Below are 13,664 nucleotides of genomic sequence, written 5' to 3'. Positions count from 1 at the left end.
AGGAGATTTAATGAATATAAAAAAATCAAATATAAGAAATTTTTCAATAATTGCACATATTGATCACGGTAAGTCCACTTTGGCTGATAGGTTAATTGAAGAAACAGGAATGTTAACTAAACGAGAAATGGAAAGTCAAGTATTAGATAGCATGGACTTAGAAAGAGAAAGAGGTATTACAATAAAATTAAAGGCTGTAAAACTATTTTATAAGTCTTTAGATGGTGAAGAATATATATTAAATTTAATTGATACTCCTGGTCATGTTGATTTTAACTATGAGGTATCTAGAAGTTTAGCTGCTTGTGAAGGAGCTGTCTTAATTGTAGATGCAACACAAGGAGTGGAAGCTCAAACATTGGCAAATGTATATTTAGCCATTGACCAAGATTTAGAAATTCTTCCTGTAATTAATAAAATTGATTTACCTTCTGCCGATATTGAATATGCTAAAAATGAAATAGAGGAAATTATAGGATTAGATGCTTCTAATATCCCTGAAATTTCAGCTAAGGAAGGAATTAATATAGTAGATGTTTTAGAGGATATAGTAAATAATATACCAGCACCAGAAGGAAATGATTCTAATCCACTAAAAGCTTTAATTTTTGATTCATATTATGATTCATATAAGGGCGTAATCTCATATGTTAGAGTTTTTGAAGGTGTAATAAAACCAGGTATGAATATTAAAATGATGTCTACGGGAAAAGAATTTGAAGTAACGGAAGTTGGTTATACTGCTCATTCTAGTGTAGTAACCGATAAGATTATAGCAGGAGATGTAGGATACGTTGTAGCTAGTATTAAAAATGTAGAAGACTCAAGAGTTGGTGATACTATTACCGATGCTGACAATCCAACTGATGAAGCTTTGCCTGGCTATAAAAAAGTAACTCCTATGGTATATTGTGGTATATATCCTGCTGAGGGTGAGGAATTTACAGCTATTCGAGAAGCATTGGAAAAATTACAGGTTAACGATGCATCATTAACTTTTGAACCAGAATCATCTGTAGCCCTTGGGTTTGGTTTTAGATGTGGTTTCTTAGGATTATTACATATGGAAATAATTCAAGAACGATTAGAAAGAGAATTTGATCTTAATATTATAACTACTGCACCATCTGTTATTTATAAAGTTACTACAAAAACTGGAGAAATGTTAAATATACAAAATCCAAGTAATCTTCCAGAACCTACTGAAATAGAGTATATGGAAGAACCAATAGTAGATGCAAATATTATGGCTCCAAAAGATTATGTTGGTGTAATAATGGAATTATGCCAAAATAAACGTGGTACTTTTATAAATATGGAGTATTTAGATGAAAAAAGAGTAAATATAAACTACACTTTACCTTTAAATGAGGTTATTTATGACTTTTTTGATGCCTTAAAATCAAAAACAAAAGGATACGCATCATTGGACTATGAATTAAAGGGTTATGAAGTTTCTGAATTAGTAAAATTAGATATATTAATTAACGGAGAACTTGTAGATGCCTTTTCATTGATTGTTCATAGTGAAAAAGCCTATGAAAGGGCTAGGATTATTGTTGAGAGACTTAAAGAAGAAATACCTCGTCATCAATTTGCAATTCCTATTCAAGCTTCAATAGGTTCTAAAATAATAGCTAGGGAAACAGTAAGAGCATTAAGAAAAGATGTTCTAGCAAAATGTTATGGTGGAGATATTTCTCGTAAAAGAAAATTATTAGAAAAACAAAAAGAAGGAAAGAAAAGAATGAGACAGATCGGTTCAGTTGAAGTTCCACAACAAGCCTTCTTGTCTGTATTGAAATATGATGAAGATTAATCTCATAGCATTGCTATGAGATTTTTTTGGAGGAAAAATGAAAAAATTAGGTATTTATATCCATATTCCTTTTTGCAAAGAAAAATGTTATTATTGTGATTTTATTACGATGCCTTACCAAGAAAAAAGAATTGATGAATATTTTTCCTTATTAGGAAAAGAAATAGATATGTATAAAGAAAAATTTAAAAACTTAAAGGATTATGAAATAGATAGTATTTATTTTGGTGGAGGTACTCCTTCCTTTGTAAACTCTAAATATATTATAAATTTAATATCACTGTTGAAAAAAACTTTTTTTATTAAAGATAATATTGAATTTACTATTGAAACAAATCCAGATACTTTAGATAAATTAAAATTAGAAGATTACCTTAATTCTGGAATAAATAGAATTTCTTTAGGAGTTCAAACTTTTAACGATAGCATTTTAAAAACTTTAGGAAGAAATCACAACTCTAAAACAATATTAAATGATATAAAAATAATAAGAGAATCAGGATTTGAAAATTTAAGTCTTGATTTAATAATGGGACTTCCAAAACAAAAGCTACGTGACATAAAAAATGATTTGAAAATTATAAAGGAAGTTTCTCCTAATCATATTTCCTATTACGATTTAATAATAGAAAAAAATACCAGGTTTAATAAATTATATAAAGAAAATAAATTAATATTACCAACTGAAGATGAAAATAGAAATTTTTACAAAGAAATTATTTCTTCATTAGATAAAATGAATTTAAAACAATATGAAATTTCAAATTTTGCAATAGAAGGGTTTGAATCAAAACATAATTTAAAATATTGGAATGTAAATGAATATTTGGGATTTGGTATTGGAGCCTCTGGCTATATTAATAATTATAGATATACAAATGAATATAGATATAAAGATTATAAGAATAAAATTGATAAAAATATTATTCCCATTCTCGAAAAAGAAAATCTAACTAGAGAAAATAAAATCTTTGAAAAAATTATTATGAATATGCGTCTTGTTGATGGAGTGTCGTTAAAGGAATTAAATACTGAATTTAATTATAATTTTATGGAAAAAAATAAAAATATAATAGAAGAATATATTAGTTTAAATTTATTGAATTTAAAAAATGATAATTTATCATTTACAGAGGAGGGTTTTAATATTTCTAATAAATTTTTTACTGATATTAGTATTTAGTATTGACAAATTTAAATATTAATACTATTATAATATTAGCACTCGACATCAAGTAGTGCTAATAAAGAATAGGGCTGAGTTAAATGAACTATAAAGACTTGGATATTAGGAAAAAAAATATTTTATATTATATTATAGAGGAATATTTATTACATCCTGAACCTGTAGGTTCAAGAACAATATCTAAAAATTCTAATCTAGGTGTAAGTGCAGCTACTATTAGAAATGAAATGAGTGATTTAGAAGATTTAGAATTACTAAAAAAATCTCATGCTTCTTCCGGAAGAATACCTTCTGAAATGGGATATAAGCTATACGTTGAAGAAGCGTTAACGAGTTTTAGAGAACAATTTACCAATTCTTCCAATACTGCACTAAAAGTAAAACGAAGCGATTTGAATATAGATGTTGAACAACTTGTTAATTCAGCTGCAGAAATATTATCCTCTATGACTAATAATGTTGTAATAACTTCTTTAGAAAGACCATATAGTATTGGAATATATCATGTAGAAATACTAAAAATCAGTAAATACGATTATGTCTTGTTAATGGTTTTAAAAAATGGAGAAGTTAATAGTTCAATTTTTAATCTTAGAAATAATATTTCAAATGAAGATCTTAAAAAAATCAATTTTTTATTAAACCATTTAATAAAAAACAGTTTAACTGTAGAAGATTTTGAAGAAGAATTTACAGAAATAATTCAAAAATTAAATAATTATTTTGATTTATTGCAAAATATTTTTAGAATTTTAAAAATTGAATTTACTAATTTTGGTAATATTAAAACAAAAATATATGGTTTAACAAATATTTTTAATTTACCAGAATATAATGATTTAGAAAAAGTTAAAAACTTTTTTCAGTTTATGGATAAAAAAGAAAACATCATTACACTTCTAGATAAGACTATAGAAGAACACGTTGAAGTGTATATAGGATCGGAAATAGGAATACCTATTTTAAATGAAAATAGTCTAATATTAACCAATCTATTTTTAAATAATTACTATATAGGGAAAATAGGGGTTATTGGACCATTAAGGATGGATTATAAAAACACAATAGTGACTCTTTATAATATATCTTGGAAAATAGTTAATATGATAGATTAAAGAGGTGATAAAGTGGCTAAAAATAAAGATAAAAAAACTAATGAAACTTTTGAATCTGATGAAAATAAAGAAAATTTACCTAACAATGAGGAAAATTCAGATGAAATTGAATCTAATGAAAATGAATTACTTGAAGAAAATGAAAGTCTTAAAAATTCATTGACAATATTACAGGCAGATTTTATAAACTTTAAAAAAAGAATAGAAAAAGAAAAATCTCAATCTATTTCTTTAGCAAATGAAGGGTTAATTATGAAATTACTTCCTATTGTTGATGATTTGGAAAGAGCTTATGAAAATAAAATACAAGAAGATGAATTTTCTGAAGGTATTAAAATTATCTTAGATAATTTTAAAGAAATACTAAAAAGAGAAGGACTTGAGGAAATAGAATCAAAAGATACATTATTTGATCACAATGTTCATCAAGCTATATTAGTTGAAAAAAATGATGAGGTAGAGTCGGGTTATATTATAGATACTCTACAAAAAGGTTACAAGTTAAATGGAAAAATTATAAGACCTAGTATGGTCAAAGTTAGTGAATAATTTAGGAGGATATAATTATGGGAAAAATTATTGGTATAGACTTAGGTACAACAAACTCTGCAGTAGCTGTAATGGAAGGAGGTACTTCTACAATAATTCCAAATGTAGAAGGTAATAGAACAACCCCTTCAGTAGTAGCTTTTACAAAGGATGGAGAAAGATTAGTTGGAGAAACTGCTAAAAGACAAGCAATAACTAATCCAAGTAGAACAATTTCTTCTATTAAGACACATATGGGAACAGATTTTAAAGTTGATGTTGATGGAAAAAATTATACACCAGAAGAAATTTCTGCTATGATATTACAAAAATTAAAAACAGATGCTGAAAGTTATTTAGGAGAAACTATTACTGAAGCTGTAATAACAGTTCCAGCTTATTTTACAGATAGCCAAAGACAAGCTACAAAAGATGCAGGAAAAATTGCAGGTTTAAATGTAAAAAGAATTATAAACGAGCCTACTGCTGCAGCATTAGCATATGGAATGGATAAAGACCATGACCAACATAAAATTATGGTATATGATTTAGGTGGAGGTACTTTTGATGTTTCCATACTAGAAGTAGGGGATGGAGTTTTTGAAGTACTAGCTACTAGAGGTAATAATAAACTTGGTGGAGATGATTTTGACAACATAATTATCGATTATTTAGCAGATGAATTCAAAAAAGAAAATGGAATTGATTTAAGACAAGATCCGACTTCTTTACAAAGATTAAAAGACGCTGCTGAAAAAGCTAAAAAAGAATTATCTTCAACTTTAAGTTCAAATATTAACTTACCATTTATTACAGCCATAAACGGAGTGCCAGCTCATTTAAATATGGATTTAAGCAGATCCAAATTTGAAGATTTAACTTCTGGCTTAGTAGAAAAAACTACAATTCCTGTTAAAGAAGCATTGAAGGATGCAGGTCTTTCCGCAAGTGATATTCAATCAGTTCTCTTAGTTGGTGGATCTACTAGGATACCTGCAGTACAAGAATCCGTTAAAAAGTTAATTGGTAAAGATCCTCAAAAGGATATAAACCCAGATGAATGTGTGGCAATGGGTGCTGCTATTCAAGGTGGAGTTTTAAGTGGTGAAGTAAAAGATTTACTATTACTAGACGTAACTCCTTTATCATTAGGTATTGAAACTCTAGGTGGAGTTACAACTAAGTTAATAGAAAGAAATACAACTATTCCAACTAAAAAAAGTCAAGTATTTACTACAGCGGCTGATGGACAAACAAATGTAGAAATTGTTGTTCTTCAAGGTGAAAGAGAAATGGCAGCAGACAATACTCTACTTGGCAAATTTACTTTAGCTGATATACCAGCTGCACCAAGAGGAGTGCCACAAATTGAAGTTACATTTGATATTGACGCTAATGGAATTGTAAATGTAACAGCAAAGGATTTAGGATCTGGAAAAGAACAAAAAATGACAATTTCTTCTTCTACTAAACTTACTGATGAAGAAATTCAACAAAAAGTAAATGATGCTGAAAAATTTGCAGAAGAAGATAGAAAGAAAAAAGAATTAATTGAAAGCAAAAATAATGCTGAATCTGTTATTTATCAAACAGAAAAAACAATTAAAGACCTAGGTGATAAAGTTTCAGCTGATGAAGTTGAAAGTGTAAATAATAAAATAAAAGATTTAAGAGATGTAGTTTCTGGTGATGATGCTGAAACAATAAAAAGCAAAACCGAAGAATTAACTCAAGAACTTTATAAAATGTCAGAAAAACTTTATAGCCAACAAGGTGCTCAAGATACAACTCAACAAAATCCTGAAGACGATGTTGTTGATGCAGATTATGAAGTAGTTGATGATGAAGAAGATAAGTAGTATTATAGATAATATTGTTACATTAATAAAGGCTCATGTTTTCATGAGCCTTTATTAATGTATTGAATATATTTATATTTTTAGTAGAATATTTAAGAAAGATATTTTGAGGTTGGTGTATTAATGAGAGATTTATATGAAATCTTAGAAATAGATAGAAACTCTTCAAAAGAAGAGATAAAAAAATCATATAGGAAATTAGCTAAGAAATATCATCCAGATTTAAATCCAGACGATGATGAAGCTCAAGAAAAATTTAAAGAGATTAATTTCGCATATGAGGTTTTAAGCGATGAAGAAAAAAAATCCAAATATGATATGTATGGTGAAGCTGCCTTTACAAATGGTGGAATGGGACCTAATGACTTTACAATGGATTTTTCAGATTTATTTGGAGATATTTTTGATATATTTGGTGGAGGTTTTTCAAGGAAAACTAGAAATCCTAACGCTCCACAAAAGGGTTCAGATATACAGCAAAAAATACATTTGACTTTTGAAGAAGCTGTATTTGGAGTAGAAAAAGAAATATCTGTTAGAAAAATGGAAACATGTGATGAATGTAACGGGACAGGTGCTGAAAAGGGTACTAGCAAAAAAATTTGTGATAAATGTCATGGAACAGGTCAGGTAAGATATACTCAACAATCGGCATTTGGTACATTTGTTAGAACTGCCACTTGTGATAAATGTCATGGAACAGGTGAAATAATAGAAAAGAAATGTCATAAATGTAAAGGCAAGGGACAAATACGTACAAATAAATCTTTAAAAATTAAAATACCTGCTGGTGTAGATAATGATTCTGTAATTAATTTACGAGGTGAAGGAAACGCTGGGGTAAATGGTGGTCCTGACGGAGATTTATATTTAGTTTTAGATGTAAAACCTCACGAATTCTTCCAACGTTCAGGATATGATATTTACTTTAAATTACCTATATCTTTTACTCAAGCAGCTTTAGGTGCGAAAATTGATGTACCTTTGTTAAAGGGAATTGAAGAGTTTGAAATTCCTGCCGGAACACAAACTGGAACAAGATTCAAGTTGAAGAACAAAGGAGTACAAATTTTAAATAGGAAAAACAATGAACGTGGTGACCTATATTTTGATGTACAAATAATAACTCCTACTAAATTAAATAGTAAACAAAAGGATTTATTGTTAGAATTTTCTAACATAACTGATGAAGATTATAGGGAAAGCAAGGGTAAAAAAAGTATTTTTGATAAAATAAAGGATAAATTCGATGTTGGAAAATAACAAGTGGTTTGAAATTATAATTAATCTACCTAAAGAATTTGAAGATATTGTATATTCTATTTTATATGATTATGATATTTCAACTTTTGAAATAATTGATTATAGGACTATGGATGAAATAAAGAAGACCAAACCATATTGGGTTGAACTACAAGACAATTTAATTCCTAAATCTAAATTTATAACTATTAAATTATATTTATCTGAATCTGAACATGATAAAAATGAAATAAAGGAATTAGAAAATTCCATAAAAAATATAAATAAATTAATAGAGTTTTATATTGATAAAAAAATAGAAGATAAAGATTGGTCTGAAGAATGGAAAAAATTTTACAAACCATTTAGAATAGGTAAAAAATAATTATTAAACCTTCATGGGAAAAATTCACACCTAAAGAAGATGATATAGTTATAAATATTGATCCTGGAATGGCCTTTGGAACAGGAACTCATGAAAGTACCTATTTATGTATTGAAAAATTACAAAGTATAGACCTGCTAAATAAAAGAGTTTGTGATGTTGGATGTGGCTCAGGAATTTTGTCAATAGTTGCTGCAAAACTTGGTTCAATAAAAGTTTCAGCAATTGATATAGATCCAATTAGTGTAAAAACTACAAGGGAGAATTCTCTTTCAAATAATACAGATAATATTATTTCTGTCTTTGAAGGTGATTTACTTAATACAATAAATAACAAATACGATATTTTTATTGCCAACATTCTTCCAAATGTAATAGTTGAATTAATACCATCGGTAGAAAAACTAATTAATAAAAATGGTTTAATAATTACTTCTGGAATAATTAAAGAAAAATCGGATTTTATAATATCTAAACTGAAAGAACATAATTTCAGTATAATAGACACTACTAGTAAAGGAGAGTGGGTTTGTATCCTAGCTGAGTATAATGCATAGAATTTTTAGAAATATTGAGGATGTTAACAATAATAATATTTTAATAGATGGAGAGGACTTTCATCATTTAAAAAACGTACTACGTATGAAAAAAGATGAAGAACTAGAAATTGTTATTAATGAAAATCTATATATTTCTAAGGTTTCAACTATAGAAAAAAATAGAATTATAGCAAATATTTCTTCTATTAAAAAGTTAAAGGAAGAAACTTTAAACATTCATCTTTATCAAGGGTTAACAAAATCTGATAAATTTGATTTAATTATACAAAAATCGGTAGAATTAGGTGTTTATAGAATAATTCCGATAATAACTAATAGGGTTATAGTTAAATTAAATAGTAAAAATATTGAGAAAAAATTAATTAGATTTAATAAAATTTCCAAACATGCTGCTTCTCAATCTCATAGAAACTACATTCCTAAAGTATATTCACCAATAAATTTATCTGATATTACTTTAGAAAAAAATGAGTTAGGATTATTAGCATATGAATCTTCAGAAAATTATGATTTAAAGGATATTTTAAAAAGTTCCAAGGTCAAGAACATTAAAATTATAATAGGTCCTGAAGGTGGATTTGATAGTAGTGAAGTTTTATGTTTGGAAAATAAGGGATTTAAAACAATATCTTTAGGAAAAAGAATTTTAAGAACAGAAACTGCTCCTATAACTATGTTATCAATATTACAATATGAAATAGGAGATATGAATAGGTGATTTATGAAAAAAGTAAGTTTTTTGACTTTAGGTTGTAAAGTTAATCAATACGAAACCGAAGCAATGATGGAATTATTTAATAATAAAGGTTATAAAATATCAGAAAATGATGAAGTGTGTGATATTTATGTAATAAATACTTGTACAGTTACAAATTTAAGCGACCGGAAATCAAGACAATTTATATCAAAAGCTAAAAGTAAAAATCCTAAGGCTATAATCGCAGCTGTTGGATGCTATTCACAAGTTAGTACAGAAGAGGTTTTAGCCATAGATGGTATTAATGTAATTTTAGGAACAAAGAATCGCTCTAGTATTGTTGAGTATTGTGAAGAAGCAATTAAAACAAATAGTATAGTCAATAAAGTTGAAGATATTAAAAATAATAAAGATTTTGAATCCTTATCCATTACTAAGCAAAATCATATGACTAGGGCCTATATAAAAATTCAAGAGGGATGTAGTCAATTTTGCTCTTATTGTATTATTCCCTATGCAAGAGGGCCAATACGTTCTAGAGATTTAAATGAAATATATGAAGAAGCTCTATTATTGTCAAAAAATGACTTTAAAGAAATTATATTAACTGGTATACATGTTGCTTCTTACGGATTAGATTTAAAATCCAATGTTTCACTAGTTGATGTTATTGAAAAAATAGCAACAATTAATAATATAAAACGAATAAGATTAAGCTCTTTGGAACCTAGAATCATAAATGATGATTTTTTGAGCAGAGTTAAAAATACAAATAAATTCTGTGATCATTTTCATTTATCATTACAAAGCGGGTCAGATAAAATCCTTAAACTTATGAATAGAAAATATGATACAAAAGAATACCTAGAAAAAGTTGAATTGATTCGCAAATATTTTCCTGATGCAGGAATTACTACAGATATAATTGTTGGTTTTCCAAATGAAACCGAGGAAGATTTTCAAGATACCTTAAAATTTGTTAATAAAGTTGCTTTTTCAAAAATTCATGTATTTAAATATTCACCAAGAAGTGGTACTAAGGCTTCTAAAATGAAAAATCAAGTAGATGGAAATATAAAAAAATTAAGGAGTTCTACTTTAATTGAAGAATCAAAAAAACTTACTAACAATTTTTTGAAGGAATTCATTGGAAAAGATTTAGAAGTTCTTTTTGAAGAAAAAACTGACAATAAAATAATTAGTGGTTATTCTACTAACTATATTAGAGTATCTACAAATTATAATAAAGAATTTATAAATAAAATAGTAAAAACTAAAATTACCGATATACAAGATGAGGGAGTTTTTGGTATAATTAACTAATAGGAGGTGAAATTAATGGATTGTATTTTTTGTAAAATTGCAAATAAGGAAATAGATTCCGATATTATTTATGAAGATGATAAAATAATTGCTTTTAACGATTTAAATCCTCAAGCACCTACTCATTTTTTGGTTATTCCAAAAAAACATATAGCATCTGCAAATTATATCGATAGTTCTAATGTTGATATTATTGCACATATTATGATGGTTATTCCCAAATTAGCAAAAGAGCTAAAAATTGATAATTCTGGTTATAGAATTGTTAATAATTGTGGAAAAGATGGAGGTCAGTCTGTAGACCATATTCATTATCATGTACTTGCAGGCAGACAATTACAATGGCCACCAGGCTAAAATTCTTGCAATTAGCATCTATATGAGTTATACTATTATAGTATTATTCTGCTCATTAAGAGCACTCTTGCAAGAGAAGAGGGGAGGGATAACCTATGGCAGAAATTAAAGTTGGTGAAAATGAATCATTAGATAGCGCTTTAAAAAGATTTAAAAGACAATGTGCTAGATCTGGTGTTTTATCTGAATATAGAAAAAGAGAACATTATGAAAAACCAAGTATTAAAAAGAAAAAGAAATCAGAAGCAGCAAGACGTAAAAAGGCTAAAAGAGGTTAATATAGTTAATTAATGTCCAGTAATTACTGGACATTTTTATTTTTTATTTACTTCTAAATTTTAGGGTATAAAATGCTAAAGGAGGTAAATATGAAAAAGTATTTTTTAATTGCTATAGTTTTAATTTTTGGATTTTGTTGTAACACAGTGTCATTAGCTAGTGATTATTATAAATCTGATTACGCAGTAACTGTAGAAAAAAATTATGAAAAAAATGAAATAAATCTTAATACAACTCCTAAAAATGTAAACCAGGTTAAATCTTTTAGTATTAAAAATAATAATTTCTTTTCTAATTTTATTAGAAATATATCAAATCCATTTGTTAGTGGAATACTGTTAATAATTTCTATAGTCGCTATAATTATTGAAATATTTTTACCTACATATGGAATAGCAGGAATAATATCTATAATCTCAATTGTACTATTTTTTGCTGGAAATTTTCTTTATGGTGATACAGATATAATAGATTTAATCTTATTTATTATTGGATGTATTCTCATTGCAATAGAAATTCTAGTACCGGGATTTGGAATCCCTGGGATTGCAGGTATAATTCTTATTGTTTTGGGAGTAATTTTATCTATGTCAAATTTATATGTTGGATTGTTATCTATTAGCATTGCCTCAATAATAGGTTTCTTAGTTCTTATTACTATAATAAGAAAAGGATATAAAAGTAAGTTGTTTAACAGGATTGTATTGGATAAAGAGATTAAATCCTATAGTTCAAAAGATAATAGGCACCTGTTAGGAAAAAAAGGTTTAACTATTACACCCTTAAGACCGTCTGGCACAATAGAGATAGACAATAAAAAAATAGATGCTTTAACTGAAGGCGAATTTATAGATAAGGGTGAAAAAGTGGAAGTTGTAAATATTGAAGGTTTTAAAATTTTTGTAAGGAGGTATTATGATTAATTTCGGTAGTTTTAGTATAATTATAATTGCAGTACTTGTATTTTTGTTTTTAATTTTATTTTTTACATTTGTTCCTGTAGGTTTATGGATAACAGCATTCTTTTCAGGAGTAAAGGTAAAAATATCAACTTTAATTGGTATGAGACTTAGGAGGGTAGCTCCAAGTAGGATTATAAACCCTCTAATAAAAGCTACTAAAGCAGGATTGGTTTTAAGTACAAATCAATTAGAAGCTCATTACTTAGCAGGTGGTAATGTCAATACTTTGGTAGATGCTTTAATTGCTGCGCAAAGAGCTGAAATACCTTTAGATTTTGATAGAGGTGCTGCTATAGATTTAGCAGGAAGAAATGTTTTAGAAGCAGTACAAGTATCTGTTAATCCAAAGGTAATAGAAACACCACAAATTTCTGCAGTTGCAATGAATGGTATAGAAGTTATTGCTAAAGCAAAAGTTACAGTAAGAGCTAACATTGACAGGTTAGTTGGAGGAGCTGGTGAAGAGACAATAATAGCTAGAGTTGGTGAAGGTATTGTTACAACAGTTGGATCAGCTAAAAGTCATTCTGATGTTTTAGAAAATCCCGACTCTATATCACAAACGGTACTTTCTAAAGGTTTAGACTCTGGTACTGCCTTTGAAATACTATCAATTGATATTGCAGATGTAGACGTTGGAAGAAATATAGGTGCTAAACTCCAAACAGACCAGGCTGAAGCCGATAAGAGAATTGCTCAAGCGAAGGCTGAAGAAAGAAGAGCTATGGCTGTAGCTTTAGAACAAGAAATGCTAGCTGAAATTAGAAAAATGCGTGCAAAAGTTGTCGAAGCAGAAACAAAAGTTCCTATCGCGATTTCAAATGCATTAGAAAGTGGTAACCTTGGTGTTATGGATTACTATAGAATGGAAAATATAAAAGCAGACACTAATATGCGTTCATCAATATCTGGTACTGATAACAGTAACGAAACCGACACCTCTAAGTAGGTGATATTATGGACATTATATTATTAATTATTTTAATTGTAGCCTTTACTATCTATAATTCAAATAAAAAAATCAATAAAGAAAAGAAAAAGAACGTTAAAAGAACTGAACCAATAAAAAACAATGAACATATTTATTCAAAAAACAAAAAAAAGAGTAAGACAAAAAATATAACCAAGGCTAAAAAAATAGAAAATGAATTGTTATTAAGAGAAAACATTAAGGAGAATATAGAAGAAATAATATCTTCTAGCATAAAATTAGATAATATTGTAGCTAGAGATACTTTAAAAGAAGATATTATTAAAGTTGAAATTTTAGGAGATATAAAAAAAGACTTTAAGAATAATCCAAAAAAAGCTTTTATTTATTCGGAAATTTTTAATAGAAAATATTAATAACT

General features: G+C 27.5%; 13 protein-coding genes and 1 pseudogene. All 14 read left to right on the top strand.

What is annotated here, in order from left to right:
- The first annotated feature begins 10 nt into the window (after positions 1 to 10).
- The 14 genes and pseudogenes from lepA to JFY71_RS10155 all read left to right on the top strand — a co-directional run bounded on the left by lepA (position 11) and on the right by JFY71_RS10155 (position 13,659).
- Positions 11 to 1,819: a translation elongation factor 4 gene (gene lepA / locus JFY71_RS10220; RefSeq protein ID WP_243660686.1), complete on the top strand. Its 1,809-nt coding sequence runs from the start codon at positions 11 to 13 to the stop codon at positions 1,817 to 1,819.
- Positions 1,820 to 1,856: 37 nt separating this feature from the next.
- A complete protein-coding gene (hemW, locus tag JFY71_RS10215; protein WP_243660685.1) occupies positions 1,857 to 3,002 on the top strand; it encodes a radical SAM family heme chaperone HemW in 1,146 nt (381 codons plus the stop codon).
- An 83-nt stretch (positions 3,003 to 3,085) separates the two neighbouring features.
- Complete coding sequence (gene hrcA / locus JFY71_RS10210; RefSeq protein WP_243660684.1) at positions 3,086 to 4,120, top strand: heat-inducible transcriptional repressor HrcA; 1,035 nt, start codon at positions 3,086 to 3,088, stop codon at positions 4,118 to 4,120.
- Between the two features lie 12 nt (positions 4,121 to 4,132).
- The gene (locus JFY71_RS10205; RefSeq protein ID WP_243660683.1) at positions 4,133 to 4,669 is read left to right on the top strand and encodes a nucleotide exchange factor GrpE; all 537 of its coding nucleotides are present in this window, start codon (positions 4,133 to 4,135) and stop codon (positions 4,667 to 4,669) included.
- Between the two features lie 17 nt (positions 4,670 to 4,686).
- Positions 4,687 to 6,507 (top strand): molecular chaperone DnaK, encoded by a 1,821-nt coding sequence (gene dnaK / locus JFY71_RS10200; protein WP_243660682.1) that lies wholly within the window; start codon positions 4,687 to 4,689, stop codon positions 6,505 to 6,507.
- A gap of 123 nt (positions 6,508 to 6,630) precedes the next feature.
- A complete protein-coding gene (gene dnaJ / locus JFY71_RS10195; protein ID WP_243660681.1) occupies positions 6,631 to 7,770 on the top strand; it encodes a molecular chaperone DnaJ in 1,140 nt (379 codons plus the stop codon).
- Positions 7,757 to 8,691 (top strand): annotated as a pseudogene (prmA, locus tag JFY71_RS12215) (50S ribosomal protein L11 methyltransferase). The gene dnaJ and the pseudogene prmA overlap by 14 nt, the downstream one beginning before the upstream one ends.
- Positions 8,684 to 9,412 carry an RsmE family RNA methyltransferase gene (locus JFY71_RS10185; protein WP_243660680.1) on the top strand — a complete coding sequence of 243 codons (729 nt, stop codon included), beginning with the start codon at positions 8,684 to 8,686 and terminating at the stop codon, positions 9,410 to 9,412. The pseudogene prmA and the gene JFY71_RS10185 overlap by 8 nt, the downstream one beginning before the upstream one ends.
- A 3-nt stretch (positions 9,413 to 9,415) precedes the next feature.
- A complete protein-coding gene (mtaB, locus tag JFY71_RS10180) occupies positions 9,416 to 10,714 on the top strand; it encodes a tRNA (N(6)-L-threonylcarbamoyladenosine(37)-C(2))-methylthiotransferase MtaB (protein WP_243660679.1) in 1,299 nt (432 codons plus the stop codon).
- 15 nt (positions 10,715 to 10,729) lie between these two features.
- The gene (locus tag JFY71_RS10175) at positions 10,730 to 11,071 is read left to right on the top strand and encodes a histidine triad nucleotide-binding protein (protein ID WP_243660678.1); all 342 of its coding nucleotides are present in this window, start codon (positions 10,730 to 10,732) and stop codon (positions 11,069 to 11,071) included.
- A 95-nt stretch (positions 11,072 to 11,166) separates the two neighbouring features.
- Positions 11,167 to 11,349 carry a 30S ribosomal protein S21 gene (rpsU, locus tag JFY71_RS10170; RefSeq protein WP_243660677.1) on the top strand — a complete coding sequence of 61 codons (183 nt, stop codon included), beginning with the start codon at positions 11,167 to 11,169 and terminating at the stop codon, positions 11,347 to 11,349.
- Positions 11,350 to 11,439: 90 nt separating this feature from the next.
- A complete protein-coding gene (locus tag JFY71_RS10165) occupies positions 11,440 to 12,273 on the top strand; it encodes an NfeD family protein (RefSeq protein WP_243660676.1) in 834 nt (277 codons plus the stop codon).
- Positions 12,266 to 13,261, top strand: coding sequence for a flotillin-like protein FloA (gene floA / locus JFY71_RS10160; RefSeq protein ID WP_243660675.1), 996 nt, complete (start codon positions 12,266 to 12,268; stop codon positions 13,259 to 13,261). The genes JFY71_RS10165 and floA overlap by 8 nt, the downstream gene beginning before the upstream one ends.
- Before the next feature lie 8 nt (positions 13,262 to 13,269).
- Positions 13,270 to 13,659 carry a hypothetical protein gene (locus tag JFY71_RS10155; RefSeq protein ID WP_243660674.1) on the top strand — a complete coding sequence of 130 codons (390 nt, stop codon included), beginning with the start codon at positions 13,270 to 13,272 and terminating at the stop codon, positions 13,657 to 13,659.
- Positions 13,660 to 13,664: the final 5 nt, after the last annotated feature.

This window comes from Miniphocaeibacter halophilus (genome assembly GCF_016458825.1).
In the GTDB taxonomy this organism is placed as follows: domain Bacteria; phylum Bacillota; class Clostridia; order Tissierellales; family Peptoniphilaceae; genus Miniphocaeibacter; species Miniphocaeibacter halophilus.
This window is presented reverse-complemented; position numbering and strand designations above follow the sequence as displayed.

Excerpts from the sequence above, each read along its gene's own strand:
- lepA (WP_243660686.1), top strand. The coding sequence starts at position 11 with ATGAATATAAAAAAATCAAATATAAGAAATTTTTCAATAATTGCACAT.
- hemW (WP_243660685.1), top strand. The coding sequence starts at position 1,857 with ATGAAAAAATTAGGTATTTATATCCATATTCCTTTTTGCAAAGAAAAA.
- hrcA (WP_243660684.1), top strand. The coding sequence starts at position 3,086 with ATGAACTATAAAGACTTGGATATTAGGAAAAAAAATATTTTATATTAT.
- dnaK (WP_243660682.1), top strand. The coding sequence starts at position 4,687 with ATGGGAAAAATTATTGGTATAGACTTAGGTACAACAAACTCTGCAGTA.
- dnaJ (WP_243660681.1), top strand. The coding sequence starts at position 6,631 with ATGAGAGATTTATATGAAATCTTAGAAATAGATAGAAACTCTTCAAAA.
- JFY71_RS10185 (WP_243660680.1), top strand. The coding sequence starts at position 8,684 with ATGCATAGAATTTTTAGAAATATTGAGGATGTTAACAATAATAATATT.
- mtaB (WP_243660679.1), top strand. The coding sequence starts at position 9,416 with ATGAAAAAAGTAAGTTTTTTGACTTTAGGTTGTAAAGTTAATCAATAC.
- JFY71_RS10175 (WP_243660678.1), top strand. The coding sequence starts at position 10,730 with ATGGATTGTATTTTTTGTAAAATTGCAAATAAGGAAATAGATTCCGAT.
- rpsU (WP_243660677.1), top strand. The coding sequence starts at position 11,167 with ATGGCAGAAATTAAAGTTGGTGAAAATGAATCATTAGATAGCGCTTTA.
- JFY71_RS10165 (WP_243660676.1), top strand. The coding sequence starts at position 11,440 with ATGAAAAAGTATTTTTTAATTGCTATAGTTTTAATTTTTGGATTTTGT.
- floA (WP_243660675.1), top strand. The coding sequence starts at position 12,266 with ATGATTAATTTCGGTAGTTTTAGTATAATTATAATTGCAGTACTTGTA.
- JFY71_RS10155 (WP_243660674.1), top strand. The coding sequence starts at position 13,270 with ATGGACATTATATTATTAATTATTTTAATTGTAGCCTTTACTATCTAT.